The sequence below is a fragment of the Cupriavidus basilensis genome, assembly GCF_000832305.1.
Classification (GTDB): domain Bacteria; phylum Pseudomonadota; class Gammaproteobacteria; order Burkholderiales; family Burkholderiaceae; genus Cupriavidus; species Cupriavidus basilensis_F.
The window spans coordinates 3391203-3417807 of record NZ_CP010536.1 but is presented as its reverse complement, the minus strand read 5'-3'; the positions used below and the strand labels follow the sequence as shown (position 1 = coordinate 3417807).

Here is a 26605-nt window from a genome sequence, read left to right as displayed (position 1 = left end):
AGAAGAGATTCGCAATGTTCAATAACAAGTCTATTTTGATCACGGGCGGTACGGGCTCGTTTGGCAGGAAGTACGCACGAACGATTCTGGCCCGCTACAAGCCGAAGCGTCTCGTGATCTACTCGCGCGACGAACTCAAGCAATTCGAAATGCAGCAGGACATCGATGCGCCGCCGATGCGCTATTTCATCGGTGACGTTCGCGATGGCGACCGGCTGTCCCAGGCCATGCGTGGCATTGACTATGTCATCCATGCTGCCGCGCTCAAGCAAGTTCCCGCAGCGGAGTACAACCCGCTGGAGTGCATCAAGACCAACATTCATGGCGCCGAGAACGTCATCAATGCGGCGATCGCCAACAATGTCCACAAGGTGATCGCGCTGTCGACCGACAAGGCCGCCAATCCGATCAACCTCTATGGCGCGACCAAGCTGGCGTCCGACAAGTTGTTTGTCGCGGCCAACAACATGGTAGGCGCCAACCAGACGTCGTTCGCCGTGGTTCGCTACGGAAATGTGGTCGGCTCCCGCGGCTCGGTTGTGCCTTTCTTCGAGCAACTGCTGGCGAGGGGCGAGAAGGAACTGCCGATCACGCACGCCGAGATGACTCGCTTCTGGATCAGCCTGCAAGATGGGGTGGATTTCGTGCTGAAGAACTTCGAGCGGATGCACGGTGGCGAAATCTTCGTGCCCAAGATCCCGTCGATCCGCATCACGGACCTGGCCGAGGCAGTAGCGCCTGGCGTAGCGACCCGCGTGATCGGCATTCGCCCGGGCGAGAAGCTCCACGAGATCATGTGTCCTTCCGACGATTCCCATCTCACGTTGGAATTCTCGGATCACTACGTTCTGCGCCCGACGATCAAGTTCCACCACTCGGACATCGACTATACGGTCAATGCGCTGGGTGAGCAGGGCGAGCAGGTTAGCCAGGGCTTCGAATATAACTCCGGCAACAATCCGCATTTCCTGAGCCCTGAGGAAATCCGTGAATTCAACGCCAAGGCAATGGCATGATTCCATACGGCCGGCAAGATATTTCGGCGGAAGATATCCAGGCGGTAGTGGCGGTCCTGGAGTCCGACTTCCTGACGCAGGGGCCGGCCGTGCCGGCATTCGAATCGGCGATAGCGACTTATGTCGGGGCCGAGCACGCAGTTGCCGTCAATAGTGCAACTTCTGCGCTGCACATCGCGTGCATGGCGCTTGGCGTGGGACCTGGCGACACTGTCTGGACCACCCCGAACACCTTTGTCGCATCGGCCAATTGCGCGCGCTATTGCGGTGCCGACGTCGGTTTCGTCGATATCGACAAGCGCACGTACAACATGTGCGCCGTTGCCCTGGCAAGCAAGCTCAAGCTCGCAGCCCAGCGCAATGCGCTGCCCAAGGTCGTCATACCGGTAGCGTTTGCCGGGCAGTCATGCGATATGCAGGCGATTCGCGCACTGGGCGATGAGTACGGCTTTGCCATCATCGAGGATGCGTCGCATGCGATTGGGGGCGGCTACCTGGGCAAGCCAATCGGTTGTGGCGACTTTGCCGATATCACCGTCTTCAGCTTCCATCCGGTCAAGGTAATCACGACCGCCGAGGGTGGCATGTGTGTCACGCGTCGGAGCGATCTGGCGGAGGCAATGCGCAAGGCGCGTTCGCACGGCATCACGCGCGACCAAGCCGAGATGACGGGACCTTCGGACGGCGCCTGGTACTACCAGCAAGTTGCGCTTGGGTACAACTACCGCATGACTGACATGCAGGCGGCCCTCGGGGTCAGCCAGATGACGCGCCTGGATGGGTTTGTTGCGCGGCGCCACCAGTTGGCACGCCGCTATGACGAGTTGCTGGCGGGAGCCGCGCTGACCGTGCCCTTCCAGCATCCCGACGGGCTGTCCGGTCTGCACCTGTATCCGGTGGTGCTGCACGACAGCGCGCGCCGTAAAGCGGTATTCGACGGTATGCGTGCGGCCGGCGTGCACGTCAATGTGCATTACATCCCGGTGCACACCCAGCCGTACTACCAAGACCTCGGTTTCCGGGCGGGCGAATACCCGAATGCAGAAGACTACTATGCGAGGGCGATCAGTCTGCCGATGTATCCTGGCCTGTCCGAGCAGCAACAGGACTTCGTGACATCCACGTTGCGCGGGTTGCTTGCATGAAGCTGGCGCTGGGAACGGTGCAGTTTGGTCTGCCCTATGGCATCACCAATACCGCGGGCCAGGTTGCCGCGGATGAGGTGACACGTATCCTGCGCCGGGCCCGCGAGCTTGGCCTTGAAGTGCTGGACACCGCGGCAGCGTATGGCGAGAGCGAACGCGTGCTGGGCCGTTGCGGCCCGGACGCGCACGCCTTTCGGATCTATACCAAAACCTTGCCAGTCGGCGGCGCGGTCATGGATGCAGACGCCATCCGGCGCGTGGTCCAGGGCGTCCGCGATTCCTTGCGCAACCTGGGCGTCGAGTGTCTGGACGGCCTGCTGGTGCATCATGCCGGCGATCTGCTCGGCGCAGGCGGGCAGGACTTGCATGCCGCGCTGCTGGAGCTGAAAGCCGAAGGCGTGATTGAGCGGCTCGGCGTGTCAGTCTACAGCGTCGACGAGGCGCGCGAAGCGACGAAGCGCTACCACGTCGACGCCATGCAGTTGCCGCTCAACGTTCTAGATCAGTCCTTTGCCAGTAGCGGGGAGCTTGCCAGGCTGAAGCAGGCAGGTGTGGAAATCCACACCCGCTCGGCCTTTCTGCAAGGCGTGCTGCTGGCCGAGCAGTTGCCGCCCTTTCTGCACACGCTTGCGCCGGGCTTTGCCCGCTTCAAGGCGGTTTGTGCGCAGGCAGGCATGAGCCAGCTCGAGGGCAGTCTGGCCTTCCTGCGCCAGCAAGGCGTGATCGACCATGTCGTGGTCGGGGTAGTCGATGCAGAGCAGCTAGAACAGATCGCAACTGCCTGGCACCGCAGCGCCGCGCACCTCGGTTTTGATTTCACCGCCTGCAATATGGAGTCGTTGCCGGCAATCACGCCATCCAAGTGGCCCGCATTGCAGAAGGAGTTTCAATGACCGTGATGGCACTGCTGCAAGCACGTTCAAGTTCGACCCGACTGCCAGGCAAGGTATTGAAGCCCTTGCTCGGCGAGCCGATGATCCTGCGCCAGATAGAGCGCCTGCGGCGATCCCGCAAAATCGATCGGCTGATGGTGGTGACCAGCGACAACTCCTCCGACGATGAACTCGCGGCGTGCTGTGTAGAAGCGGGCGTGGAAGTGTTCCGCGGTAGTCTCGACGATGTGCTGGATCGCTTCTATTCGGCGGTGAAGGATATCCGGCCGCAGCATGTCGTGCGGCTGACGGCCGACTGCCCCCTGGCCGACCCCGAAGTGATCGACGCCGTGATCGATTTCTATCGCGACGGCGACTTCGACTACGCCAGCAACGTGCTGGAACCTACCTATCCGGATGGCCTGGATGCCGAAGTGTTCCGGTTCGGCGTATTGGAGACGATCTGGCAGGAAGCCAGCCTTGCGTCCCAGCGCGAGCATGTGACCTCTTTCATCTACCAGCATCCGGAGCGCTTCCGCTTGGGGTGCCTCAAGCGCGAGAGCGATCTTTCGGCGCTGCGGTGGACCGTCGATGAACCGTCCGACCTCGAGTTTGTCACGGCCGTGTATGGGGCCCTGTATCGCGATAACCCTGCTTTCCTGATGGCTGACGTGCTGCGGCTGCTGGCGCAGCGGCCCGAGTTGATCGAGATCAACGCCGGGCAACTCCGGAATGCAGGCTATGTGAAATCTCTTGTACAAGACGAACTACTACCTCGAAGGGTGTGAACATCATGTCGCAACGATATCAACAGTCTGAAGCCCTGCTTGAACGCGCCTTGCGCACCATTCCGCTAGGTTCGCAAACATTCAGCAAGAGCCGTACGCAGTACCCGTTCGGCGTGTCGCCGTACTTCATCGAGCGCGGCCGCGGTAGTCACGTGTGGGACGTCGATGGTAACGAGTACCTCGACATGATTGGCGCTCTTGCCGCGCTGACGCTTGGGTATTGCGACCCCGACGTGGATGCTGCGGTCAAGGCCCAACTGGAGGACGGCATCATCTTCTCGCTGCCGCACCGGCTCGAAATGGAGGTGGCGGAGCAGTTGGTGTCGATGGTGCCTTGCGCCGAGAAAGTCCGCTTTGGCAAGAACGGTTCCGACGCAACCGCCGGTGCCGTGCGCGTTGCCCGCGCTTTCACCGGCCGCGATCATGTTGCGGTCTGCGGCTATCACGGCTGGCAGGACTGGTACATTGGCACCACCGCGCGTAACCGCGGCGTGCCGCAGGCAACACGCGATCTGTCCCATGCCTGGGCATACAACGATATCGAGAGCCTCGACGCCATTTTCAGGGCACACCCCGATCAGGTGGCCGCGGTGATCCTCGAGCCAATGAACGTGGTCGAGCCGGCACCGGGCTTCCTGCAGGCCGTCAAGGAGCTGGCGCACAAGCATGGCGCGCTGCTGGTGTTTGACGAGACCATCACGGGATTCCGCTACGCGAATGGTGGCGCCCAGCAACTCTTCGGCGTGACGCCGGACCTGGCTACCTTCGGCAAGGGCCTCGCCAACGGCTATCCGGTGTCTGCCGTTGCGGGCCGGGCCGACGTCATGCAACTGATGGAGGAGATTTTCTTCTCCTTCACCTTTGGCGGAGAAACGCTATCGCTCGCAGCGGCGCTCGCCACCATGAAGAAGCTGGAACGGGAGCCCGTCACCGCAACCCTGGCTCGCCAGGGTCAAGTGGTGATTGACGGCCTGCGTGCACGCATTTCGGCGCTGGGCGCGGAAGACTTTCTCTCTGTGTCTGGCCATCCGAGCTGGAGCTTCCTGCTGATCAAGGACACGGCGCGCTACCCCATGTGGCACCTCAAGACGCTGTTCATGCAGGAGATGCTGGCGCAGGGGGTCCTGACGTTCGGTACTCACAACATGGGATACAGCCATTCGGACGCCGATATCAGCCGGCTGTTCGCGGCCTACGACCACACGCTGCCAATGATGGTCGAAGCCGTGCGCGATGGCGGTCTCGAGCAGAAGTTGAAGTGCGCTCCGCTTGAGCCTTTGTTCAAGGTGCGCTGAGCATCATGAAGGTCGCGATTCGCGCCGATGCGTCCGTGCAGATCGGGTCTGGCCACGTCATGCGTTGCCTGACGCTGGCGGATGACTTGCGCGAGCGCGGGGCTGAGGTTCGCTTCATCACCCGCGCGCATCCAGGTGGCGCGCAAGCGCTGATTGCCAAGCGCGGGTACGCGTGCCACCTGCTGCCTGCGCCGCAGCCTGGCGGTTCTGTGATGGGGGACCTTGCCCACAGTGCCTGGCTGGGCGTGCCCTGGGAGGACGACCTGGCGCGAAGCGCAGCGGTGCTGGCGGACTGGTCGCCTCAATGGCTGGTTGTGGATCACTATGGTCTCGACTGGCGATGGGAGCAGCCGTTGCGTGGGCAGGTACCTCGCATCCTGGCTATCGACGACCTGGCTGATCGCCGGCATGACTGTGATCTGCTGCTCGACCAGAACTACTATAGCGATCTCGACCAGCGCTACGCCGCCTTGGTTCCTCCGCACTGCACGTGTTTGCTGGGCCCTGGCTATGCCCTGCTGCGCCCCGAGTTCACGGTCGCCGGGCAGGCCTTGCACCGGGGCACGGGACCGGTTCGGCGCGTCTTGCTGTTTATGGGGGGTATGGACCAGGACAACGCAACCAGCATTGCGCTTCGTGGATTGCAGGACTTCGCGAAAGCTGGCATTGCGATCGACGTCGTGCTCGGCGCTGGCGCACCTCACCGCGACCAGGTAAGGACCTTGTGCGAGAGCACGCCAAATACGCGTCTGCACGTGCAGGTCGACAATATGGCCGAATTGATGGCGAGCGCTGATCTGGCCATCGGCGCTTGTGGGTCCGCGACCTGGGAGCGCTGCTTCCTCGGGTTGCCGACTATTGCCATCGTGCTGGCGGACAACCAGCGCAGATCGGCCCACGACCTGGCCGCCGCGGGATATATCGTCAATCTGGGCGAAGTCGCTCAGGTGACGCCAGAGAAGGTGGCGCAAGCGGTGGCTGCCTTGACGGCGGACGATGCGGGGCGCGTGGCAATGTCACGCCGCGCCCTGGGGCTGGCTCGGCGTGAGCCAAGGACTGTGGCCGACCTGATTTACGAAGGAACGCGGTGATGCATAGATTTGACGACTGCGAGTTGCGTTCGATCCGCCCCGGCGACAAGGACATTCTGCTGGCCTGGCGCAACAGCGACCACGTGCGCAGCAATATGTACACGGACCACTTGATTGCACCTGAGGAGCATGAACGCTGGTTCGCTTCGGCGTTGCAGCATCCAAGTGCGCAGTTTGCGGTGTTCGCACTGCGCGGGGTGCCAGTTGGTTTCAGCTCACTCACCGGCATCAGCCGTGAGCACCAGCGTTGCACCTGGGGCTTCTATCTCGGCGAGCAAGGCCTGCCCAAGGGTACTGGCTCTGCGCTGGGCTATCTGGCGCTGGCCCATGCCTTTGACACGCTCGGAATGTATAAGCTGAGTTCGGAGGCTTTTGCTTTCAATCACGCCTCGCTGGCCTTGCATCGCAAGCTTGGCTTCCGCGAAGAGGGCCGGTTGGTCGAGCATTACCTGAAACAAGGCCAGCGCCAGGACATTGTCTGCCTGGCCAAATTCAGCAATCAATGGGGGAGTGACCGGCAGGCGCTGCGCGACCTGTGTTTCTCGCCCGAAGGAGTATAGAAATGACGATCAATATTGGCGGTCGCCTGGTCGGCCGCGAGCACGAGCCATTCCTGATCGCGGAGATGTCCGGAAATCACAACCAGTCGCTCGATCGCGCACTGGAGATCGTCGATGCCGCGGCAGCGTCGGGCGCGCACGCACTGAAGATCCAGACCTATACCGCGGACACCATGACGCTCGATATCCGCGAGCGGGAGTTCTTCATTTCCGATCCGAAGAGCTTGTGGAAGGGCAAGTCGCTGTACGAGTTGTACGATGAGGCGCATACCCCCTGGGATTGGCATGCAGCCATCTTCGAGCGTGCGCGCGGGCACGGCATGATCCCCTTTAGCACGCCCTTCGACGACAGCGCTGTCGATTTCCTGGAAGGGCTCGACGTAGCTGTCTACAAGATCGCGTCGTTTGAGAACACCGATATTCCGCTGATCCGGAAGGTCGCGCGTACCGGCAAGCCGATGATCATCTCGATCGGCATGGCCAGCATCGCGGAACTCGATCAGAGCGTGCGCGCCGCGCGCGAGGCCGGGTGCAAAGACCTGATCCTTCTGAAGTGCACCAGTACCTACCCAGCCTCTCCCGAAAACACCAATGTCCGCACGATTCCCCACATGCGTGACCTGTTCGGCTGCGAAGTGGGTTTGTCCGACCATACGATGGGCCTTGGCGTATCGGTAGCGAGCGTCGCCATGGGCGCAACCGTGATCGAAAAGCACTTCACGCTGGACCGCGCCGACGGTGGCGTGGATTCGTCCTTCTCACTCGAACCCGCCGAATTCCAGGCGCTTGTCGTGGAAACCCGCCGCGCCTGGCAGGGGTTGGGCGGCGTGAGCTATGGCCCGACTGACGCCGAGAAGAAGTCCCTGGTGTTCCGCCGGTCGCTCTACATCACGCGCGACCTCAAGGCTGGCGAGGTGCTGGACGCCTCCAGCGTACGGGCGATCCGCCCGGGCTTTGGCCTGGCGCCCAAGCACCTCGACCAGGTGCTCGGCCGGGCGGTGAAGCAGGACGTGAGCCGCGGTACGCCACTAGAGTGGGATCTGCTCGCCTGAGTCCCTTTGCCCCGTTTGCCCCCATAACTATTACTATATGCGTCTCGGTTTCGCCAGCATCTACGCCTATCGCCCACACGTGGAACACGTCTACTTCCTCTCGACGATGATGAAGTCCCGTGGGCACGAGGTGTTCTTCCTAAGCTGCGACAGCGCGCTGTCGGAGTGCTACACCCGCGAATTGCGAGATAACTCGAGTTCGGCCAAGGAGTGCATGAAATGCACGATGGGCGGCATGCGGTCGTTCGCCTCCGGCTCGGTTGATTCCATGCGTCGCTATCGCGATCCCGCTGGCGCTGCGCAAGCGGGGGATGCCGCGCAGCAGTGGGGTTTCTCCGGTGCCTGCACCATATTGCGCACGGAGAGCCCGGTCGACAAGCAGACCGAGGAGTTCCGCGGGCTACATCAGAGGCTTGCCACGGGTGCTGCCGAGGCGTTCGCCGCTGCCTGCCGCTGGATCGAGGATCGCCGGCTGGACGGCATTGTCTGCTTCAATGGTCGCATGGAGGGGCCGCGTGCGTTGCTGGAGGCAGCCAAGGCCAAGGGCATTCCTTTTATTTCGGTGGAACGTACCTGGTTTGGCGATGGCTTGTTGCTGATCCCTGATCAGAATTGCCTGGCGCTTGGCGAAGTAGGGCGCGTGGTCGGAGAGTACAAGGACAAGCCGCTCACCGAGGCCCAGGCACGGTCCGTTGCCTCGCTGCTGGCTGCACGGTTCTTGCGCACGAACACGCTCGAGTGGCGGGCCTACAATCGCAATGCGGAGGACCTGGATTGGCCGGCGCAGAGCAATGGCCTGAAGTTGCTGATCACCCCCAGCAGCCTCAACGAGTTCGATGGCCATCCCGACTGGCGGACCAACTGGCCCAACCAGATCGCCGCCCTGGACTTCCTCTTCGATCATCTCGATGTCGACCCGGCGAGCTGCATCCTGCGCTGTCACCCGAACTGGGGTGAGACGATCGGTCTCAGGGATGGCAGTCTCGCCGAGCGCATGTACACGGAGTGGGCGCGCCGTCGCGGCGTGCATATCATCGGGAGCGGGGAGCGTGCCAACACCCTGGGGCTGATCGCGCAGGCAGACGCCGTGGTGGTCAACGGCGGCAGTGCCGCCTTCGAAGCTGGCGCCCTGGGCAAGCAGGTGATTGCACTAGGCACGTCGATCTACCAGACTGCCGGCTTCCAGATCCGGCTGTATGGCCCGGAAGATGCCGACAACCTGTCCATGGTCGGCAAGCAGAACCCGGACGAGATCGCACGGCAGGTCTTGCGCTTTGCCTACACGTTCAATTTCCGCTTCAACCAGTATGTGAGCGACATTCGCGCCAGGACGACCACGCAGTATGTTTACAATCCCACGCCTGATGCCAGCCGGCTCGAGCGGTTGCTCCTTACCCGCCGTGTGGAAGCGGACGATGCCGAGGTGGCATCCGACGCCGCTGGTGAAGATCGGGTACTGACACTGCTGCGCGAGAGGCGCTGGGAAGAGTTGCGGGAGGCGCAGAAGCCGATCCCGGAAAAGTACCGCCCGTTGCAACGGCGCGGCGTGTTCCGCTACCTGGACTCGATCCGGGAGCGCATGCCGATTGGCGACAGATAATGCAAGGCCAGAAGAGTCCGAGAGGTGGAGGCACCATGAGTCGAATTCGAATCTTGACCAAGAGCTTGATGAGCCAGCCTGGCTACACGTTAATGCGTGTGCCGGCCCGGTTCGGTTTCGCTCGCAATACCGTCAGCCGTACCCGCGGGCTGTTGCAAGGCCCGGGCCTGCGGCGCTTTCTTGCCGAGCGTGAGGCGCGCCTGGAGCAGAGCGTCTTCAAGGGCATCGATAAAGAGCAGTTTGTGCGGACCCTGGATGCCGATGGCCTTGCATTCGGATTGAAGATTCCGGCCGAAATGGTGGCACAGATTCGGCAGTTTGCCGACAGTTCTGCCTGTTTCGCCGACCGGGATCCGGCTCACGGCTTTCATGCCGAGCAGCGCGCGGCAGCGGAATCTGTCCTGGGCAAGCCGATCCTGGTTGCGCAGTACTTCAATACGCAGCAACAGTGCGCCGCGATCGATGCGCTGCGCCACGATCCGCTGCTGGAATGGATTGCCGCGCGTTATATCGGTTCGGTGCCGGCATTTGTCGGCTCCAACCTGTGGTGGACGTTCCCCGTGAAGGCGCGCGAGGAGGATCGATTCAAGCATGCCCATCTCTATCACCGGGACGTCGATTGCTTCCGTTTCTTTAAGTTCTTCTTCTACCTGACGGACGTAGAGCCGGGCGACGGCGCGCACGTCGCCGTGGCAGGCTCGCATCGCCGGCCACCGGTGACGCAGCGCTTCGATGAGTTCAAGGTACGCCGCTACACGGATGCGGAAATCGACCAGACGTACGACCGTACCGTGATCAAAGAAATTTGCGGGGAGGCGGGGACTGGCTTTGCCGAGAATACCCTGTGCATCCACAAGGGGCGCACCCCGGTTCACCAAGCGAGATTGCTCCTGCAACTGCAGTTTGCCATGTTCGATTACGGCGTGATGCACGACCAGCGCCGTGAGCAGGACCTGAGCTTGATGGTTTAACCAATCTGCATTTCAGGCGACATCTCCCATCCGATCTGAGCAAGGCCATGGTCACTCGCGGAGGGAAGCACAACCGCGATCATCCATGAGCTACAAGAGAAACCTCGGGACAACCTGCTTGAACGGCTTTGCGGCCATCTTGATGATGGGCCGCATGCTTGCCTACGCCAAGCTGCTGACAGTCCCCGAATTCGGGACGTTAAGCATCGGGCTTCTGATCTCGGCTTCGCTTGCCATGGTCAATGCCTTCGGGCTGTATCTGCTGATGCAGCGCGATCTCCCGTACCTGTTCGCAGCCAGGCGAGTGACGCGCGGCATGATCATGATGTGCGAGGTGACGCTGGTTACCGTGCTTTGCGCGGTGCCGCTGCTCGGGCTCAGCGTGACCGGCATGTCGCTTGCTGGTGGGGCGGGGGCCTTGCTTGCGCTGGCCGCGGTGCACGGGCTGACCAATCAGTTATTTGGCATTGTCTCGACTGAAAGCAAGAGCCGGCTGTTGCAGACCGAGTTCTCGGTGACGCTGTTCTCGCGCAGTTGCGTGGTATCGGTGGCGGGGCTTCTGACCGCGGTCAAGATTGGCAGTGCGGAGGCGATCCTCGCCGCGGAAATCCTGGCTACGGCCGTCATGATCGGTATCGTGACAATGCGCGCCGGCGTGCGTTACGGGAGGGCAGCTTTCCGTTTGCCGATGTTGGCACTGCGTCATTTTCGTCACTCCGAATGGCGGGCGGCGGGAGCGCTGTTTGTCAGCGTCATCCTGGCGTTCCTGATGCAGAACTCCGATCGCTGGCTTGCCGCGGGGGCACTGGATAAGCCCGCGTTTGCTGAATTTGCTTTCGCCTGGACACTGCTATCGATGGCCTCTACCTTTCAGGTCACGGTCAATGCGAACCTGTTCCCGAGCCTGGCGGCGCAAATCTACCATCAGGGCGCGCAGGCAGTGCGGGAGCGTACCGGCAAGACCTCGCTGGGCTTCCTGCTCGTGCTGGGCATCCTTGCCGTGCCGGGGTACTTGATGATCCGTTGGGGCATCGGGGCCTATTTCCCTCAGTATCTGGGTGTGTCTGCCTACATTCCGCTATTCCTGGCAGCGGCGGCATTCCGCGCTTCCGATTTCTGGGCCAACTACTTTGTGATTTCGGGGAAGACAAGAATTCTGTTCGCCTGTCAGATCGCAGTCCTGCTGGGTTCCTTGCTGGTGTGGGCCTTGACGTACTGTTATCCGGCGATGCCGCCGCTGATGCGCTTGTCGATTCTCACCTTGACACTTGCTGTCCTCTCATTCTGCTTCGGTTTTGTCGCGGCGCGGGTAGGGGGGAAATGAAATGATGACCAGATTATTGAGAAGATCCTTCCTGTGGCGCTGGTGGGTGGCAATCCGCTTTCTGCGCGATGGCGTGCGGGTCGATCCGCGCGCCACGTTCCTGTCGTCGCTGTCCCAGGTCAAGCTCGGACGGGGCACAAAGATCTCCAGGGATGTCATCGTCAATCTTGGGGGTGCGGGGCAACTCGATATGGCGCGTGGCACCTGGCTATCGCACGGCGTCGAAATCGAGTCGGAGGGCCGTGTCCTCATTGGCGAGGGCACCACCATTCAGCGGCGCTGCTCGCTGAACGGAACGATAACGATCGGCCGCGGGTGCATTTTCGCCCCGAATGTTTTTATCTCCTCGGGTGCGCATATCTTTGCCGCATGGCCAGAGCTGCCGATTCGCGAGCAGGAAGCGAGGTATGCGGCACTGCCGCCACATGAGCGTCCCGCCGGTTTTGAAGATAAACCGGTTGAAATCGGTGATGACTGCTGGATCGGGGTGAATGTTGCGATCATGCCCGGAGTGAGGATTGGACGTGGATGCGTGGTTGGGGCCAACTCCGTGGTGACCAGGTCGTTACCGGAATATTCAATCGCAGTCGGGGCACCGGCAGTCGTGAAGTCCAAGAGGCTGGCATGAACACGTCACGCGAACCCCGATTCCAACAGTGGGTCCAGGCCGCCGCGATCGTAGGCATCTTCTCGATCTACTACCTGTACTACTTCACCAACTTCAAGGATGGCGACGTAGATGATGTCCCCGCGTTTATTGCCATCGCCAAACTGTGCGCGTTCAGCCTGTTCACGCTGTGCCTATTGCCGTTCCGTGTCTCCGACCGCTATCAGGATGATCTTCTGCTAGTGCCGGTGCTGGCCCTGTGCGGCATCAGCTATGGCTTGGCGGTGGCTGCCGGCTATGACCAGCCAACCGCGCTGTTCCTCAATGCGCTGATTTTCCTGCCGGTGCTGTTCTCGGCAAGGATGAGCGAGCAGGGGATTCTGTCGGCGCTTAAGCTGATCAAGAATATTATCCTGGTGCAATGCCTTGTGGGTTTCGTGCTGCGCTATCTCGGCATCGATCTGTGGACGGGAGGGGCTGTTTCCGGCGGCGTCGGCAATCCGAGCTCATTCGGTTTGCTTTGCTGCATTTCCTATCTTTACGTCGATACTTTTGCACGCCGGTGGCCGGCCGAGATTGCTGAGAAACTGGTGTTGGCACTTGGCGCAGTGGCCACCAATTCCGTCTTCTCGCTGATGACGATGGCCTGCATCGTTCTGCTGGTGGAGATAAAGAACAAGAGACTCGGTTTCCTGCTCATGTGTTTCGTGCCGGCACTGGCCGCTGCAGGCTTCTTCGTGCTGCAAGCGGAAGCCGAGGGAAAGCCCTCGTTCCTGGTTCACAAGATTCTCGCCGTGCTGAACTTCGTTGGGTTGGTGGACTATGAAGTGACGGCCGGGATTACGGGCGGACGGATCGCCGATCACCTGAATCTCCTGGCAGGATACGTCGAGGAGCCCGCCTCCATGTTGTGGGGGCATATGGGCTCGACGGTATACCGGGCTGCGGACAGCCAGTACGTCAGTTACCTGGCTTCCTTCGGCATACCGCTGACCCTGCTTTTTGTGCTCGTCAACTTGAAGATCTATTTTTCCTCGAAGAGCCAGCGTACCGCAGAAGCTGTGTTCTTGCGGGGATGCCTGCTGATATTCTTGTTCAATTTCTTCGTCAATAGAATATTGGATTATTTTCCGATGACCTTTATCTATCTGATAGTGGTGATCGGTCTCTCACGAGGCGCGGCGTCGGTGTCGACGTCGATGTCGACTAAACACGTTCAATCATGAAAGTCTGGATCGTCAATCCCTATGGCAGCCTGCCGGGCGAAGCGTGGCGCGAATACCGCAGCTCGATGCTTGCCGAGGCATTCGCCCGTGCCGGTCACGAGGTGACCTGGTGGCTCTCGAATTTCGAGCACCGCTCCAAGAAGTTCCGCAGCGAGGGATATAGCGAGCAGCGCCTGGACACGGGTGTCAACGTACGGATCGTGCCCACCACGCCGTACAGTAGCCACGTCTCGGTGGCGCGAATCCGCAGCGAACGCACCTTTGCAAGGAATCTCGCGCAACGCGTGCAAGCCAATCCCCAGGACAAGGCCGATATGATCGTCCTGGCCGAGCCCTCGATCTTCTACGGCAAGTACATCGTAGAGACGGCGCGCAGCATCGGGGCCAAGTTGGTCGCCGACATCATCGACATCTGGCCAGAGGTCTTTGCCATGATCCTGCCGAAGCCGCTCAGAGCGTTCGACCGCGTGCTGCTGGCGCCGTTGTACCTCAGGCGTGCGGCCATTCTTCGCGCATGCGACGGAATCGTGGGCGTGTCAGAGGACTACCGCGACATCGGTGTGCGCTCGGCGCCCGCAGTGCCGTCCGCCGTTTCGTACTGGGGCGTGGATGTTGCTGCCATGCGGGCGGCAATGGCGAACGAGAACGGCGGCGTGCTCCGCAAGCTAGGGCTGGGCGACAAGAAGCCTGGCGAAGTCTGGGTGATCTATGCAGGCACGCTCGGCGCCGGCTATGACATGGAGTCGATTCTCAAGGCTGCGCGCTCGGAGCGGCTGCGCGGCAAGCCGGTGAAGTTCCTTTTCGCCGGCGACGGGCCGCAACGCCCCTTGCTCGAATCCGCCTGCGCCGAGCCAGGTGGTAATGTGGTCTACCTGGGGCGACTGGACCCTGACGATCTCAACCTGATGTACAAGTACTGCGATATCGGGCTGAGCACGTACCTCGCGCATTCGACGGTGTCGATGCCTATCAAGTTCTATGACTATCTGGCGGCCGGCGTTGCCACCGTTAATTCGCTGGAGCGTGAGATCCAGCGTCTGATCGCCAGCCATCAGCTCGGGCGGCAGTACGTGCCGGGCGATGCGGATTCGCTCGCCGCAGCGATCGAAGCGCTTGCCGGTGATCGCGCGCTGCTCGATACCTGCAAGGCGAATTCCGCTTCGCTCGCGCCGCGCTTCGACCAGTACTTGCAGCACGACGCATTCGTGCGCTTTGCCGAAACGCTGCGCTGAGGACAGGCTATGTTCCGTAGACTCTACCTTTCTCCCGCCGGTTATGCGATCTCGGCCGTGCTGAATCTGCTGGGCATGCTGTTGCGCCCGTTCATGGTCTATGGCTACTTTTCGCGTCGCGAAGGGCGGTTCCTGCGCTTCACCCGTGTGAGTTCCAGTGCCAAGATTTTGAGCGAGCGCGATCTGGTTATTGGGGACCATTGCTGGATCGGCCCGCATTGCCTGATCGATGCCAGCGGCGGTGTGGAGATTGGCGAGGGGGTACAGATCAGTTCGCTGAACGCCGTGTTGTCGCACAGCAGCCATGTCTCGATACGGCTGCTGGGAAGGCATTTCATCTCCACGCCGACGCCTCAGCGTACGGGCTTCATCCAGGCGCCGGTCGCGATCGGAGACTTTACTTTTGTAGGGAGCGGCGCGATCATTCTGCCGGGCACGCGAATAGGCAAGGGCTGTGTGATCGGCGCCGGCAGCGTTGTCCGCGGGGAGATCCCGGATCATTCCGTCGTCGTGGGCAATCCGGGCCGGATCGTTGGCACGACCGAGAAATACGATCTTGAGTTTGTTCAGAGCAGCGGCCTCGATAACACCTTTTTTGATCCCGACCGGCTCGCGGAACTGCGCCGGGTAGCGCAGTCTGGCGTCGCGGGATAGCTCGCCGGCGCGGGCACCAGCGATGTCACGCGTGCGGCCGTGCTGGCCTGCCCGCCACCCCCTAATCGATGCATCTAAGCCAAAGGATGGCTTTACCATGAACAGTAGTTTTCTTCCGTTTGCACAGCCGGAAATCGGCGAAGAAGAGATCGCCGAAGTCGTGGCGACGCTGCGCTCGGGCTGGGTTACCACCGGCCCGAAGACCAAGCAGTTCGAAGCGGACTTCGCAGCGTTCCTGGGCGGTGGCGTAGAAGCCATCGCCGTGAATTCCGCCACCGCGGGCCTGCACCTCGCGCTGGAGGCGGTGGGGGTCGGCCCTGGTGACGAGGTGATTACCACCACCCACACATTCACGGCCACGGCGGAGGTGATCCGCTACCTGGGCGCGGATCCCGTATTTGTCGACGTCAGCGCGGAAACGCTTTGCATTGATGTGGACGCCATCGAGAAAGCCATCACGCCGCGCACGCGCGCGATCATGCCTGTGCATTTCGGCGGCCGCGCCGCGGATATGGGGCGCATTATCGCCATTGCCAGGAAGCACGGCCTGCGTGTCGTCGAGGATGCCGCGCACGCTCTGCCCGCCACTAGCGACGGCCAGTTGGTAGGAACCCTGGACACCGATGCCACCGTGTTCAGCTTCTACGCCAACAAGACGATCACGACGGGTGAAGGCGGGATGGTGGTGACGCGCGACCCGGAAATTGCAAAACGTGCCAAGATCATGCGTCTGCACGGTATCAGCCGGGATGCTTTCGACCGTTTTGTGTCGACCGCGCCAAGCTGGTACTACGAGATCGTCGCGCCGGGGTTCAAGTACAACATGACGGACGTCGCCTCCGCCATCGGTATCCATCAGTTGAAGAAGGCAAACGCTTTCCATCAGCGCCGCGCCGCCATCGCCGCCCGCTACGACGAGGCGCTGGCCGATCTGCCGCTGGTTCTGCCGCCGCACGCGCAAACTGGTGATATTCACTCCTGGCATTTGTACGTGATTCAATTGGCCGAAGGTGCGCCGTGCAGCCGGGACGCTCTGATTGACCATCTGTTCAAGCAGGGCATTGGCTGTAGCGTCCACTACATTCCGCTTCATCTTCAGCCGTACTGGCGCGACCAGTATCACCTGACGCCGGAGATGTTCCCCGTCAGCCAGCGCGTCTATGAGCACACACTTACTTTGCCGCTGTACACGCGTATGCGTGACGAAGATGTGGAGCGGGTGATCAAGTCGGTTCGGGACGCGTTTAACTGATGCTTATCAAAAGGCTCTTTGACCTCGTCGCCAGCGCGGCGGGGTTGCTTGTGCTGGCACCGGTATTCGCCGTGATCGCCATCGTCATCAAGCGCGAATCGGCTGGCCCGGTTTTCTTCCGGCAGGAGCGAGTGGGCTTGCACGGCCGCACGTTCCGCATTCATAAGTTCCGGACCATGGTGACCTCGGGAGAGGGCAGGGGACCCCTGATCACCGTGGGTGCGGACCGGCGTATCACGAGAAGTGGCGCCTTCCTGCGCAAGTACAAACTGGACGAACTGGCGCAATTGATCGACGTGTTTATCGGCAGCATGAGCTTGGTGGGACCGCGGCCCGAAGTGCCCAAGTATGTGGCGCTCTATCCTGCGGGTATTCGCGAGACCGTCTTGAGCGTGAGACCGGGGATAACGGATTTGGCCTCGATCGAGTACAGGGACGAGAATGCCTTGCTGGGCCAAAGCCAGGATCCTGAGCGCACGTATATCGAGGAGGTGATGCCGGCCAAGTTGCGCTATTGTGTTGAGTATGTGCATGGCCGATCCCTCTGGCTTGATCTGCGCATTATTTATCGGACGGTTGTCGCCGTTCTTTCGTAGTTTGGCAGGAGCTTGCGGACCCGTCCGCGTCAGGCATTCGAACTCAAGATGACTTTTCGGCCACTCACAAACGCTCAATCCGAGCAATTGGACTCGCTTCGCGGCATGTCGGCGTTTGCTGTGGTTATTGGGCACGCAAATCAGATTCTGATTGCGCCGGCCTATGACAAGCTGAACCCGGTGATGGGATTGCTGGCTCAAAGTGCGGTCATGATTTTTTTTGTCATGAGCGGATTCTTGATTGGAAAATCGGTATCCAGCAATATTGCGCGACACAGTGGCAAATTTTCGTTAATGAAGTATCTCGTCGACCGGGTGATCAGAATCTGGCCGCCACTGTTTTTTTCCCTGGTCCTCATCGTTTGCCTTTACAAGCTCGCGCCGCTGTTTTTCCCGAGCGGAACCAGCGCATTTCTTCCAGCTCCAGGCCATACTCTTGCACGGACGGCCTTCACTAGCGAACCAACGCAGTTGTACGGTGCAGTGTTGATGCTGAACGGTTTCGTGACCGATGCGCCGAGCGCGAATGGACCTTTATGGAGTCTTTCCATCGAGGTCTGGTACTATTTTCTCGCAGCAATTCTGGCGGTACCTAGGGCTTGGTGGAAAGTGCTGGCCCTGCCATTTGCTGGAGCCGTTGTCTGGCTTGGTATCAACAATGAGCCGTTTCTCTATTATCTGCCGGTCTGGTGGGCCGGATACCTACTGGCCGTTTTGCACGATCGCCTTTTGTCGTTCTCTTTGACTCTTTTGCGGGGGGCGCGGCGATTTGTTTCCTGATCGCCTTGTTGCTGGGGGTCCGTTTCGTCAGCGCTAGTTATGCTCACGATCCCGTTGCAGATAGTCTGTCTCTTATAGCCAGTTTTAATGTGGCCATAGGCATGGGGTTCTGCTTTATTCTTGCGCTGGTTTTGCAAGGGAGCATATCTATTCCAACCGTTGCCCGCGCTGCGGCAAAATATTCCTATACGCTTTACATCGTTCACGCGCCAATTTTTCTTTTCCTGTTTGGCTCTCTTCAGCCATATATTCAGGATTCTCTCGGCGCGAGTGTGATGGTCTCCCTGCCGGCCATTGTTGGTGTTGCTCTATTCTCTGCCGTGGTCTCGAAGGCGGTCGAAAACCGCCGGCTGGTTATTTCCTTGTTTGCACCACGAAGAAAGCCGCAGCCGCTGCGTTAGCCGATGGTTTCGGATTGCGACTGGAGGCCTTGAGGCACTGCGGATGCTGGTCGGCTGCAAGAGTGGTGCAGCGCACACGTTGTGTGGGCCTTCCATCAGAAGGCGCTACCTGTCGGGCTAATTCTGGTAGCTTGGCTGCAAGTCTGCGTCAAGCTACATGGCCGGCATTGCCGCTCGGCAATTCTGATACTTGTCTTCGCTCGACCAAATCGGAGACTACCAATGTCTGCCAGACAAGAGGTATTCTCCTAACCGACGGTTAAGGTGACCGCTACTTCCAACGCAACCGCGTGTTCTGTGCGGACAAACGGTCAGCCGACGAACATAGTTTTGCTGTCGCGCTGGACAGCAAGTACATCCGGCAGGGCGACACCGCGCTGGAGGTCGGCAGTTCATCCGGTGTCAATCTCGCATCCATTTGTCGCGCTACGAAGTGCCGTGGTCTGGGCATTGACCCGTCAGGCGAGGCGGTCTCGAAGGGCCAGCAGCTATTTCCCGAACTGGAGCTCCGGGTGGGAACGGCTGACAAACTCGAATTTCCGGATCACTCCCTCGATTTCAGCCTGTTCGGGTTCTGCCTCGACCTGGTGGATCGGGAGCACATTTCACGCGTACTGGCCGAGGCCGACCGCTGCCTTCGCGATGGTGGCTGGATTGGAATCACCGATTTCATGCCAGATGTGCCCGCAGCCCGGCCTATGCCCATTGCGCTGCCGAGACGTCATACCAGCTTGACTACAGTCGGTTGTTCGCCGCATTCCTGCACTTTCAGTTGCTCGAGTCGGCATGCTTCAACGGCACTGACGATCGCTTCTCCACTGATCCGCAAGAGCGACTGTGCGCGCAGGTGATACACAAACAGTTGAGCGAGGGTTATCAGCGGATCTAGATACGGCGGCCAGCCGATCCGCCAGACGTTCGCGTATTCGGGGTGAATGCGAACAGGCCGAGGAGCCTCGGCCTGTGTCTGTCAACGACGGCGCAGGTTCAAGAACAGCGCGATCAAAATACCGGCGATCAAGCCGATGAGTGCGCCGCCGGCGGAGTACAGCAGCTTGCCCGGTGTGCTGGGGCGATCGGCGACATAGACGTCGCCAAGGACGCGAGTCGGATAAGTCCGCAATGAGGCCAGTGCTTCTTCCAGCTGTGCCTTACGCTGGTTTAGCGCTCGCGATTCAACACTGATGGTTGCTACCACGTTAGCCAGGAAGACGTCGTGCGGGGCCGCTTGAGCTTTTGCTTGATCGCTGGTCCGCTTGAGCGAGCCGTAGACGGAGTCGTATTCCTTTTCCATTGCGACGAGCTTGTCGGAGGTGTCCTTCAGCTCTGCCTTCATGCGATCAATTGTCGGATTGAACGCTTTATCATGTTCCCTGCGCAACTCGTTGAAGGCCACGCGCAGTGTCTGCGTTGCCATCTCGGGGGAGTACCCAGACGCCTGCACATTGATGAGATCCAGGCTTTTCGACGGCGCTGCACGCAGTGAGTCGAAAATCAGATCGGAGTCCGGATTCTGCCTGTTAGGCAGGGGCAGTCCCATTACCTTAAGTACATCGAACTTAAAGCTTGACAGGCCATACCGCTCAACCGTGGTCATCTGGGATTCGATCAAGTTGGTCGGCGCGGCACCTACCCCTGGCACCGCCGAGCCGACGCCAGCAACCTGGCCGATCTGCACCGTCATCTTCGCCGTCCAGCGCGGATGCTGGATGAACGAAAAACCGACAGCAACCAATGCGCCGACTATGACGCTGACCACCAGAAGCTTGAAATATTTCGCAACAAAACTCGTTAGCGAGAGGTACTGTGTGTCTGACGTTGTGGGGGAAGTGACCGGCATCTGCGCAGCGAGAATGATAGGGGTGACGCACACTATTATGTATACACATTGTACCATGAACGGTTTCTTTCCCCGTCCCGGTAGGCTGTATGCCGCCGCCGAACCATGTCGTTCGCCGAGCGGTGAGCCAACGAACACCGCGGCCGCGCTGGGCAATGCCCGATTTTTCTCAGGTGGATTCCGATTTGGACTACTGGAGCAGGCGTTGCCAGCGCTCGGTGACTGGTGCGATGGCCATGCCGCTGGCCGAGTTTCTGGCTTCGTTAGCTAGTTCCGCACACAGGGGAGGGTCAGCGACCAGGCGGAGCAGTCCAGCGGCCAGGGCTGCCGAATCCTCCTTGGGTACAAGCAACCCATTACTGCCGTTTCGCACGAGCTCTCGAGGACCGGTTTCGCAATCCGAGGATACGATTGGCAGGCCGAAAGCCATTGCCTCGATAAGCGTAAGCGCGAACCCCTCATAGCGCGAGCTTAAGCAAAAGAGCGCGGCTTGCCGGTAGACTTCTTCTATGTTCCGGTGCAAGCCCGGCATGTCTACGCAATTGGAGATGCCCAGATCGCGGATCAGCGCCTCAAGCGCACTGCGCTCTTCCCCTTCTCCCACAATGACGAGGCGCCAGTCCGGCTGGGATGCGGTCACCTTTTCCCAGGCGCGCAGCAGTATGTCAAAGCCCTTTGCATGGGTGAGCCTGCCGACAGCCAGAACCGTCTTGCTCACCCTCTCGGACGCCTTCGGCGGGAATGCGAAGGGCAATGGGTTGGGAATCATGATCACGGGTTGCCGCGGCGCCAGCGCTTCCACCCACCGCTGCCGGTCTCGCTCCGTCAGCACCACCACGGCTTCATTGAACCTCGCCGCCAGCCGCCGGGCGAAGCGTCGTGCCGGCTTGCCCAGGTCCTCGTCAAAATGGCAATGCTCCCACGCGATGCGCCGAACCTTGAGGCCAAGGGTCGCTGGCAGGGTGAACAAGGTGAGCATGGTGTCGACTTCAATCAGCACATCGACATGGCGTCGGTTCACAAAGCGCCTGATTCCATTGACTGTGGCGAGATAGGCTCGCTTGAACGACGGCCGTTGCGCAAACAACGCCTCATGCACGACGTCGGGATGGAGCGTAAAGCAACTGCGCTCGTCCCACAGGCTGAGGATCAGCACCGGATAGCCGCGCTCCGCGAGTGCGTTGGCGATGACAGCCGTCATCCGCTCGGCGCCGGCGAAGGCGTTCAACGTGCCGGTCAGGAAGCACAGCGTAGGTAATGGTTTCATGCTGGTGCCAGGGAGAGTGTGTTCCTGCTGCGCCACCACAGGCAGATGCCGAATGCCACGGCAACGGCATTGCCCAAGGTATAGCCTCCGACAGCCCCCCATGCACCGTACTTGGGCACCACCGCCAGGTCGAACGCGAGCGTGACCGCCAGGACCGCTCCCCACTTGATGGCGATCCAATCGGGGCGGCGTAGATAGACGGGAAGCACGGTCAGGCCGACGTCGGCAAAGATGAGCGTCGAGGACAGGGCTGCGATTTGCAGCAGCGCCGCAGACGATGCAAAGGCGTGGCCATACAGCAACTGCACAATCCAGGGCGCGCCGGCGGCGATCAGCAGCGCCCCGCATAGGCCGATCGCGGTCATGCCGATCGCAATGCGCACGATGTTCGCGCGAGCTGTCGCAAAGACGGGCTTGCCATAGACATAGACCGGCGCAACCCCCGCGGCCAGGATGGTAGCCACAACCGTGTAGTTGTCGAGTATCTGCATGCACGCTGCATAAGCGCCAAATTCGGCAAGCGGAACTGCGGGTTGCAGTACCAACTGGTCGATCCGGCGCGCGCCCATCATCAGCATGAAGCTCACCCAGAACAGCGCGCCGTTTGTCATCAGTTCACGCGTGAACCGGATGTCGTATCGCACTTGGCAGCGTTCTACCCTGGCGAAGTAGTAAGCGGCCAGCAGGCCGGCAAGGATGATCGCCTCGATGGCAAATGCGCTGGCGAAGGAGGGAACGCTGTGCACGCCTGCAGCAAAGAGGACGGCCACCAGGCCGCCCTTGGCGCAGAGCGATATCAGGCTGAAAAGCGTATTGGGGCGATTGTTGGTGTGCGCCTGCAGCCATGCAACCACCACGCCGAAGGGTTCCCTGAGCAGGATCGCGATGCCAAGCAACAACGCTGCTGCCCAGGTGTCCGGCGCGGGCTGGCGCAGCAGCAGGAAGCCGCACATCAGCAAATAGCCGAGGATGGCGCCGCCGATACGCAACGAAAACACATGCGCGAGCAGCCTGTGTTGCTCACGCGGCGACGGCGTCGCCACCAGCCGCGGCACAACCACCTCGCCACCGCAGATCAACGCTACCGACGCGGCGATCAGGACCACGGCCTGGGCGTACTGGAAGTGTGCAAAACCTTCGGGCCCCAGTGCGCGCGCCAGCATGGCGACGATGCCGATCCCAGCCGCTACCTGTATGCCACGCTCGGCCAGCATCCACAGGAGGTTTCCGGCAACGCGACGCCGCATCAGGCGAGCTCCACGTGCGCGGCGGTGGCTCGACTGGCCAGCCGCGCATAGCAGGCTAGCCATTGTCCGGCCACGGCCTCGATGCTGAATCGCGAGGCGATGCGATCCCGGCGCGCGGTCCGCTCCGGGGGGGAGCCGGGCCCGGCGCGCAGCGCCGCGCGCATCGCGGCGGCCAGCGCGGCTGCGTTGTTTCTTGGCACGATCCGTCCCGCGTCGCCCAGCAAGCTGGCGACGCCAGGGGCATCGGTGGAGACGACCGGGCATCCGCAAGCCAGGGCTTCTGCGATAACCAGTGGCATGCCTTCAATCTCTGAAGAGAGGACAAACAAATCGGCGGCATTGAGCAAGGCGGCAACATCGCGCCGCACACCCAGCAGCGTGGCGCGCCCGGCCAGCCCAAGCCGGTTGATCGTGGCGGCGAGCGCGTCGCGCTCGGCGCCTTCGCCGGCAATCAGTAACCGGGCTTCGAGCCCTTCTTCGGACTGCAGGCGGCTGAATGCGTCAAGCAGCAGGTTCTGCGCTTTTTCGGGCACAAGCCTGCCGACATTGAGGATGAGGATCGATGCCTCGGTGGCACCGAGGCTTTGCCTGGTAGCCAGCCGGAGCTCGGGCGAGGGGCGGAAGCGATCGATCTCGATACCGTTTGGCACCACGACGATGCGATCAGGGGGCGCTGCGCCGGCATCGATCATGCCTTGGCGGCCGTCCGCGCTGACATGGGTGGTGAGACTTGCCCAGCGGTCGGTCAGCCGGTACGCGAGCATGCGCAGCCTGCCACCTTCCCGGTAGCTATGGGCGGTGCAAATCACCGGTGGCGTGCGCGCTATCCGGGTCAGTGCGCGGGCGAAGAGGTTGGCGTGGACCATGTGCGCATGGAGGACGTCGGGCCGCCAGGCGTGCAGGAAATCGCGCACTTGCCATAGGGTGCTCGCCATCGACCACGGTGTCTTGCGCATGTCCAGGCGCAGCACGGTTGCCGTTGGGGGTAGCTCGACGTCGCAATCCGGCGTCAGGCTGACGACGGCCACGGCATGCCCAAGCGCGATGAACTGCCGCGCCAATGCAGCCACCTGTTGCTCGGCGCCACCCAGCTTCAGGCCAGTGGTAAGCAGCAGAATACGCATTGGCGTGGTGGACGAGGGGGAGGAGGATGCGTTGCTCACCGCGCCCCATACCCCGTCAGCAACGTCCGCAACGTCTTCACCCCGATCAGCAGGTCCAGCGCGAACGAGCAATGCTTGACGTAGTACAGGTCATAGCTGAGCTTGGTCACGGTTTCTTCATGCGTACCCACGTAGCCCTGCTGCACCTGCGCCCATCCGGACAGGCCGGGCCGCACCAGGTGCCGGTACGGGTAGTACGCAATCGTATGGGCGAATTCGTCGACCATCGGCACTTGCTCGGGACGCGGGCCGATCAGGCTCATGTCGCCTGCCAGCACGTTCCACAACTGGGGGATTTCATCGAGCCGGTATTTGCGGATGACGCGGCCCACGCGGGTGACGCGCGGATCGCGGCGGGCGGCGAATTGCGCCGGTGCGCCGGCGTCGAACGCCATGCTGCGGAACTTGAACATGGTGAAGGGCTTGCCGAACAGTCCCACCCGCCCCTGGCGGAACAAGGCGGGGCCGGTGGATTCGAGGCGGATTGCGACGGCTACAACTAGGCCCAGCGGTAGCGCGAGCGGTGCCATGCAGAGTACGGCGGCGAGGTCTATCAGGCGTTTGGCGAAGCTGTAGAAGTAGTGCGCGGCGTAGTCGTCGAGGAAGTTCTCGTCGATGTGCGCCAGCCCCACGCGGCCGGTCAGCATCTCGCCGATCCGCTCGACCGAATACATGCGTACGTGGCTGAGCTTGAACTGGGCGAGCACGCGGGTGCGTTCGGGGTCGGCGGTGGCGTTGCGGTCCAGCATCAGGCCGTCGCAATGCACGGCTTCATCGAGCGAGCTGATGGGCTGGAAGCGGGTGGGGCTGGCCGGCGCCGCGCCGGGCATGGCGAGGATCTGCTCCAGTTGCGCCAGCGTGGCGGCATCGGTATAGCCGAACACGGGCACGTAGTTGCGCACGAAGCGCCGGTAGCCGAACCAGATCCAGCCTAGCGTGGTGACATAGCTGAGCAGCAGCGCGCCGCGCGAATACTCGAGGTGGAAGGCGGCGAAGATGAAGAGCAGCGCGGCAAAGGGCAGGGTGGTGGCTAACCCGACCAGGCTGTTGCCTTCCATGGCGGGCAGGTGCAGGGAGCGGTGCAGCAGCACGAAGGCGAACAGGTAGGGCAGCACCGACCACAGCAGGGTGCGGGTGAAGACGTAAGTGACCAGGCCAGCGTGATGGGCGAACTCGGCCAGCGCGATATTGAGGCCGAACAGCAGCAGGCCGAGCAGCGCCCAGGCCAGCATGCGGCTGGCGCGGCGGACGGTTTCCGAGCCCTGCGGGCGGGTCAGCTGGGCAGGGCGGCTGACGCTGTGTGTCTTGTTCATTGTCCGCCTGCTCCGGTGCTGGCCGCCGCGCGGGCGGCGCCGGGCTTGCCCGCCAGCGCTTGCTGGTAGATCGTCCAGGTGGCGTCGGCCATCGGCGCCAGGCCAAATTCCCTTGCCCAGCGCGTCCGGGCATTGCGTCCCAGTGTCTCACGCAGTGTGGGGTTGTCTGCCAGCCGTGCCAGCGCGGCTGTCCACGCGTGTTCGTCATCGCCGGCGACCAGCAGGCCGCTGGCGCCGCTGTCCAGTTGCTCCCGGATGCCCGGGAGGTCGCTGGCGACGACGGGCAGGCCGGCGCGCATGGCCTCCAGTACCGAGAGTGGGAAGCCTTCGTGGTCGGATGCCAGTGCGAATGCCTGGGCCGAAGCCAGCAAGGCGGGCACGTCGGTGACCGGGCCAGCAAACCTTACCCGGCCCGGTGCCACGTTATCGGCCAGGGACTGCAGGGTGGCCATCTGGGGGCCAACGCCTGCCAGCACCAGCTCACAATCGGGTAGCGCGGCGCGGGCGAAGGCGCGAATCAGCAGGTCGGCGCGCTTCGGGGCGGCCAGGCGCGCCACCATGACAATGCGCCGCAGCGGCGCGCCGGGCGTGGCCCGCGCGCTGCTGTCGGCGATGCCGTTGCGGATCACGCGGACCCGCGCGGCGGGGATCGGCAGCGACGCGGCCAGCGCGCGTTCGCCCTGCGCCACGCAGATCAGGCGGGCGGCCAGCGGCGCCAGCAACCATTCCATGCAGCGCGAGATGAGGCGCTGGCGAGCCGGGGCGGCGGCCTTGAAGGCAAAGCCGTGCACTGTATAGACCACAGGGATGCCGAGCAGCCAGCCGGCCACCCGCCCTAGCGCGCCGGCCTTTGCGCTATGCGCATGGATCAGGTCAGGCGCGGTCTCGCGGAGGGCCTTGAGCAGTTCCCTGAGCGCGGCCAGCGCGCGTAGCGGCGAGAGGGCATTGTCGAGCAGGGCCAGGCGTATGGTGCGGGCGCCGGCGGCCCGGGCGGCGTCCAGCAGGGGCCCGTCGCCCCCGGCCAGCAGCACGGGCTCGATCCTGTCGCGCAGGGCGTGCAGCAGATCGGCGACGTGCGTCTGCGCCCCACCGATCTCGGAGTTCGTGATCAGGAAGGCGATACGCGGGCGGTGGGAGGGTAGGGGCGAAGGCACTGGGCAAAAAGCGCGAGGGCGGGCAACAGGAACAGGCTACCAGGGCATTTCAGTATGGCCGATGAGCCTGGGGCAGGGCCGGCGACAAGGCTCTCCGGCAGGCCCGTCCCCCGATACCGGGCGGGCAGCTGTGGCACCCCGCTCAGGTGGGGATCGATC

General features: G+C 61.8%; 26 protein-coding genes. 20 read left to right on the top strand and 6 right to left on the bottom strand.

Annotated features, from left to right (window positions below; translation table 11 throughout):
* Window positions 1–14 precede the first annotated feature (14 nt).
* The 20 genes from pseB to RR42_RS38630 all read left to right on the top strand — a co-directional run bounded on the left by pseB (window position 15) and on the right by RR42_RS38630 (window position 19313).
* Window positions 15–1016, top strand: a complete 1002-nt coding sequence (gene pseB / locus RR42_RS15810; protein ID WP_043348695.1) for a UDP-N-acetylglucosamine 4,6-dehydratase (inverting) — start codon at window positions 15–17, stop codon at window positions 1014–1016.
* The gene (gene pseC, locus RR42_RS15805; RefSeq protein ID WP_043348693.1) at window positions 1013–2161 is read left to right on the top strand and encodes a UDP-4-amino-4,6-dideoxy-N-acetyl-beta-L-altrosamine transaminase; all 1149 of its coding nucleotides are present in this window, start codon (window positions 1013–1015) and stop codon (window positions 2159–2161) included. The genes pseB and pseC overlap by 4 nt, the downstream gene beginning before the upstream one ends.
* Window positions 2158–3054 (top strand): aldo/keto reductase, encoded by an 897-nt coding sequence (locus RR42_RS15800; RefSeq protein WP_043348692.1) that lies wholly within the window; start codon window positions 2158–2160, stop codon window positions 3052–3054. The genes pseC and RR42_RS15800 overlap by 4 nt, the downstream gene beginning before the upstream one ends.
* Window positions 3051–3821, top strand: coding sequence for a cytidylyltransferase domain-containing protein (locus RR42_RS15795; protein WP_043348689.1), 771 nt, complete (start codon window positions 3051–3053; stop codon window positions 3819–3821). Before RR42_RS15800 ends, RR42_RS15795 begins: the two co-directional genes overlap by 4 nt.
* Window positions 3822–3826: 5 nt before the next feature.
* Complete coding sequence (locus RR42_RS15790; RefSeq protein ID WP_043352207.1) at window positions 3827–5116, top strand: aminotransferase class III-fold pyridoxal phosphate-dependent enzyme; 1290 nt, start codon at window positions 3827–3829, stop codon at window positions 5114–5116.
* Window positions 5117–5121: 5 nt separating this feature from the next.
* Window positions 5122–6207, top strand: a complete 1086-nt coding sequence (gene pseG / locus RR42_RS15785; protein WP_043348686.1) for a UDP-2,4-diacetamido-2,4,6-trideoxy-beta-L-altropyranose hydrolase — start codon at window positions 5122–5124, stop codon at window positions 6205–6207.
* Window positions 6207–6767, top strand: a complete 561-nt coding sequence (gene pseH, locus RR42_RS15780) for a UDP-4-amino-4,6-dideoxy-N-acetyl-beta-L-altrosamine N-acetyltransferase (protein ID WP_043348683.1) — start codon at window positions 6207–6209, stop codon at window positions 6765–6767. The genes pseG and pseH overlap by 1 nt, the downstream gene beginning before the upstream one ends.
* A gap of 2 nt (window positions 6768–6769) precedes the next feature.
* Entirely contained in the window at window positions 6770–7819 is a 1050-nt protein-coding gene (gene pseI / locus RR42_RS15775; RefSeq protein WP_043348680.1) for a pseudaminic acid synthase, read from the top strand.
* Between the two features lie 79 nt (window positions 7820–7898).
* On the top strand, window positions 7899–9419 hold the full coding sequence (locus RR42_RS15770; protein ID WP_236701921.1) for a hypothetical protein: 1521 nt from the start codon (window positions 7899–7901) through the stop codon (window positions 9417–9419).
* Between the two features lie 68 nt (window positions 9420–9487).
* Window positions 9488–10390, top strand: a complete 903-nt coding sequence (locus RR42_RS15765) for a hypothetical protein (RefSeq protein WP_052494656.1) — start codon at window positions 9488–9490, stop codon at window positions 10388–10390.
* A gap of 85 nt (window positions 10391–10475) precedes the next feature.
* Window positions 10476–11714: a hypothetical protein gene (locus tag RR42_RS15760; protein ID WP_043348671.1), complete on the top strand. Its 1239-nt coding sequence runs from the start codon at window positions 10476–10478 to the stop codon at window positions 11712–11714.
* A 1-nt stretch (window position 11715) separates the two neighbouring features.
* Window positions 11716–12342, top strand: coding sequence for an acyltransferase (locus RR42_RS15755; protein WP_052494655.1), 627 nt, complete (start codon window positions 11716–11718; stop codon window positions 12340–12342).
* Window positions 12339–13547: a hypothetical protein gene (locus RR42_RS15750; protein ID WP_043348668.1), complete on the top strand. Its 1209-nt coding sequence runs from the start codon at window positions 12339–12341 to the stop codon at window positions 13545–13547. Before RR42_RS15755 ends, RR42_RS15750 begins: the two co-directional genes overlap by 4 nt.
* Window positions 13544–14779 (top strand): glycosyltransferase family 4 protein, encoded by a 1236-nt coding sequence (locus RR42_RS15745; RefSeq protein ID WP_043348665.1) that lies wholly within the window; start codon window positions 13544–13546, stop codon window positions 14777–14779. Before RR42_RS15750 ends, RR42_RS15745 begins: the two co-directional genes overlap by 4 nt.
* 9 nt (window positions 14780–14788) lie before the next feature.
* Window positions 14789–15433 (top strand): acyltransferase, encoded by a 645-nt coding sequence (locus tag RR42_RS15740; RefSeq protein ID WP_052494654.1) that lies wholly within the window; start codon window positions 14789–14791, stop codon window positions 15431–15433.
* Window positions 15434–15530: 97 nt separating this feature from the next.
* Window positions 15531–16685 carry a DegT/DnrJ/EryC1/StrS family aminotransferase gene (locus tag RR42_RS15735; protein ID WP_043348662.1) on the top strand — a complete coding sequence of 385 codons (1155 nt, stop codon included), beginning with the start codon at window positions 15531–15533 and terminating at the stop codon, window positions 16683–16685.
* Window positions 16685–17281 (top strand): sugar transferase, encoded by a 597-nt coding sequence (locus tag RR42_RS15730; RefSeq protein WP_043348660.1) that lies wholly within the window; start codon window positions 16685–16687, stop codon window positions 17279–17281. The genes RR42_RS15735 and RR42_RS15730 overlap by 1 nt, the downstream gene beginning before the upstream one ends.
* Window positions 17282–17329: 48 nt before the next feature.
* On the top strand, window positions 17330–18061 hold the full coding sequence (locus RR42_RS15725) for an acyltransferase family protein (protein ID WP_052494653.1): 732 nt from the start codon (window positions 17330–17332) through the stop codon (window positions 18059–18061).
* A gap of 8 nt (window positions 18062–18069) precedes the next feature.
* Window positions 18070–18462 carry a hypothetical protein gene (locus tag RR42_RS39700; protein ID WP_144409831.1) on the top strand — a complete coding sequence of 131 codons (393 nt, stop codon included), beginning with the start codon at window positions 18070–18072 and terminating at the stop codon, window positions 18460–18462.
* Between the two features lie 290 nt (window positions 18463–18752).
* On the top strand, window positions 18753–19313 hold the full coding sequence (locus tag RR42_RS38630) for a class I SAM-dependent methyltransferase (protein ID WP_082054914.1): 561 nt from the start codon (window positions 18753–18755) through the stop codon (window positions 19311–19313).
* Window positions 19314–19432: 119 nt separating this feature from the next.
* Here the strand turns inward: RR42_RS38630 and RR42_RS15720 are convergent, their stop codons facing one another.
* The 6 genes from RR42_RS15720 to RR42_RS15695 form a co-directional block, all read right to left on the bottom strand.
* Complete coding sequence (locus RR42_RS15720) at window positions 19433–20302, bottom strand: Wzz/FepE/Etk N-terminal domain-containing protein (protein ID WP_144409830.1); 870 nt, start codon at window positions 20300–20302, stop codon at window positions 19433–19435.
* A gap of 190 nt (window positions 20303–20492) precedes the next feature.
* Window positions 20493–21569, bottom strand: a complete 1077-nt coding sequence (locus RR42_RS15715; RefSeq protein WP_043348653.1) for a glycosyltransferase family 4 protein — start codon at window positions 21567–21569, stop codon at window positions 20493–20495.
* On the bottom strand, window positions 21566–22816 hold the full coding sequence (locus tag RR42_RS15710) for a lipopolysaccharide biosynthesis protein (RefSeq protein WP_043348650.1): 1251 nt from the start codon (window positions 22814–22816) through the stop codon (window positions 21566–21568). Before RR42_RS15710 ends, RR42_RS15715 begins: the two co-directional genes overlap by 4 nt.
* The gene (locus RR42_RS15705) at window positions 22816–23940 is read right to left on the bottom strand and encodes a glycosyltransferase (protein WP_043348648.1); all 1125 of its coding nucleotides are present in this window, start codon (window positions 23938–23940) and stop codon (window positions 22816–22818) included. The genes RR42_RS15710 and RR42_RS15705 overlap by 1 nt, the downstream gene beginning before the upstream one ends.
* A 35-nt stretch (window positions 23941–23975) precedes the next feature.
* Window positions 23976–25292 carry a sugar transferase gene (locus RR42_RS15700; protein WP_043348644.1) on the bottom strand — a complete coding sequence of 439 codons (1317 nt, stop codon included), beginning with the start codon at window positions 25290–25292 and terminating at the stop codon, window positions 23976–23978.
* Window positions 25289–26446 carry a glycosyltransferase family 4 protein gene (locus RR42_RS15695; protein ID WP_043348640.1) on the bottom strand — a complete coding sequence of 386 codons (1158 nt, stop codon included), beginning with the start codon at window positions 26444–26446 and terminating at the stop codon, window positions 25289–25291. The genes RR42_RS15700 and RR42_RS15695 overlap by 4 nt, the downstream gene beginning before the upstream one ends.
* Window positions 26447–26605 lie beyond the last annotated feature (159 nt).

Coding starts and splice junctions, on each gene's coding strand:
- RR42_RS15735 (WP_043348662.1), top strand. CDS start 15,531: ATGAACAGTAGTTTTCTTCCGTTTGCACAGCCGGAAATCGGCGAAGAA.
- RR42_RS15740 (WP_052494654.1), top strand. CDS start 14,789: ATGTTCCGTAGACTCTACCTTTCTCCCGCCGGTTATGCGATCTCGGCC.
- RR42_RS15730 (WP_043348660.1), top strand. CDS start 16,685: ATGCTTATCAAAAGGCTCTTTGACCTCGTCGCCAGCGCGGCGGGGTTG.
- RR42_RS15705 (WP_043348648.1), bottom strand. CDS start 23,940: ATGCGTATTCTGCTGCTTACCACTGGCCTGAAGCTGGGTGGCGCCGAG.
- RR42_RS15710 (WP_043348650.1), bottom strand. CDS start 22,816: ATGCGGCGTCGCGTTGCCGGAAACCTCCTGTGGATGCTGGCCGAGCGT.
- RR42_RS15755 (WP_052494655.1), top strand. CDS start 11,716: ATGATGACCAGATTATTGAGAAGATCCTTCCTGTGGCGCTGGTGGGTG.
- RR42_RS15745 (WP_043348665.1), top strand. CDS start 13,544: ATGAAAGTCTGGATCGTCAATCCCTATGGCAGCCTGCCGGGCGAAGCG.
- RR42_RS15765 (WP_052494656.1), top strand. CDS start 9,488: ATGAGCCAGCCTGGCTACACGTTAATGCGTGTGCCGGCCCGGTTCGGT.
- pseB (WP_043348695.1), top strand. CDS start 15: ATGTTCAATAACAAGTCTATTTTGATCACGGGCGGTACGGGCTCGTTT.
- pseI (WP_043348680.1), top strand. CDS start 6,770: ATGACGATCAATATTGGCGGTCGCCTGGTCGGCCGCGAGCACGAGCCA.
- RR42_RS15715 (WP_043348653.1), bottom strand. CDS start 21,569: ATGAAACCATTACCTACGCTGTGCTTCCTGACCGGCACGTTGAACGCC.
- RR42_RS15760 (WP_043348671.1), top strand. CDS start 10,476: ATGAGCTACAAGAGAAACCTCGGGACAACCTGCTTGAACGGCTTTGCG.
- RR42_RS15800 (WP_043348692.1), top strand. CDS start 2,158: ATGAAGCTGGCGCTGGGAACGGTGCAGTTTGGTCTGCCCTATGGCATC.
- RR42_RS15795 (WP_043348689.1), top strand. CDS start 3,051: ATGACCGTGATGGCACTGCTGCAAGCACGTTCAAGTTCGACCCGACTG.
- RR42_RS15750 (WP_043348668.1), top strand. CDS start 12,339: ATGAACACGTCACGCGAACCCCGATTCCAACAGTGGGTCCAGGCCGCC.
- RR42_RS15700 (WP_043348644.1), bottom strand. CDS start 25,292: ATGAACAAGACACACAGCGTCAGCCGCCCTGCCCAGCTGACCCGCCCG.
- RR42_RS15720 (WP_144409830.1), bottom strand. CDS start 20,302: ATGCCGGTCACTTCCCCCACAACGTCAGACACACAGTACCTCTCGCTA.
- pseC (WP_043348693.1), top strand. CDS start 1,013: ATGATTCCATACGGCCGGCAAGATATTTCGGCGGAAGATATCCAGGCG.
- RR42_RS15725 (WP_052494653.1), top strand. CDS start 17,330: ATGACTTTTCGGCCACTCACAAACGCTCAATCCGAGCAATTGGACTCG.
- RR42_RS15790 (WP_043352207.1), top strand. CDS start 3,827: ATGTCGCAACGATATCAACAGTCTGAAGCCCTGCTTGAACGCGCCTTG.
- pseG (WP_043348686.1), top strand. CDS start 5,122: ATGAAGGTCGCGATTCGCGCCGATGCGTCCGTGCAGATCGGGTCTGGC.
- pseH (WP_043348683.1), top strand. CDS start 6,207: ATGCATAGATTTGACGACTGCGAGTTGCGTTCGATCCGCCCCGGCGAC.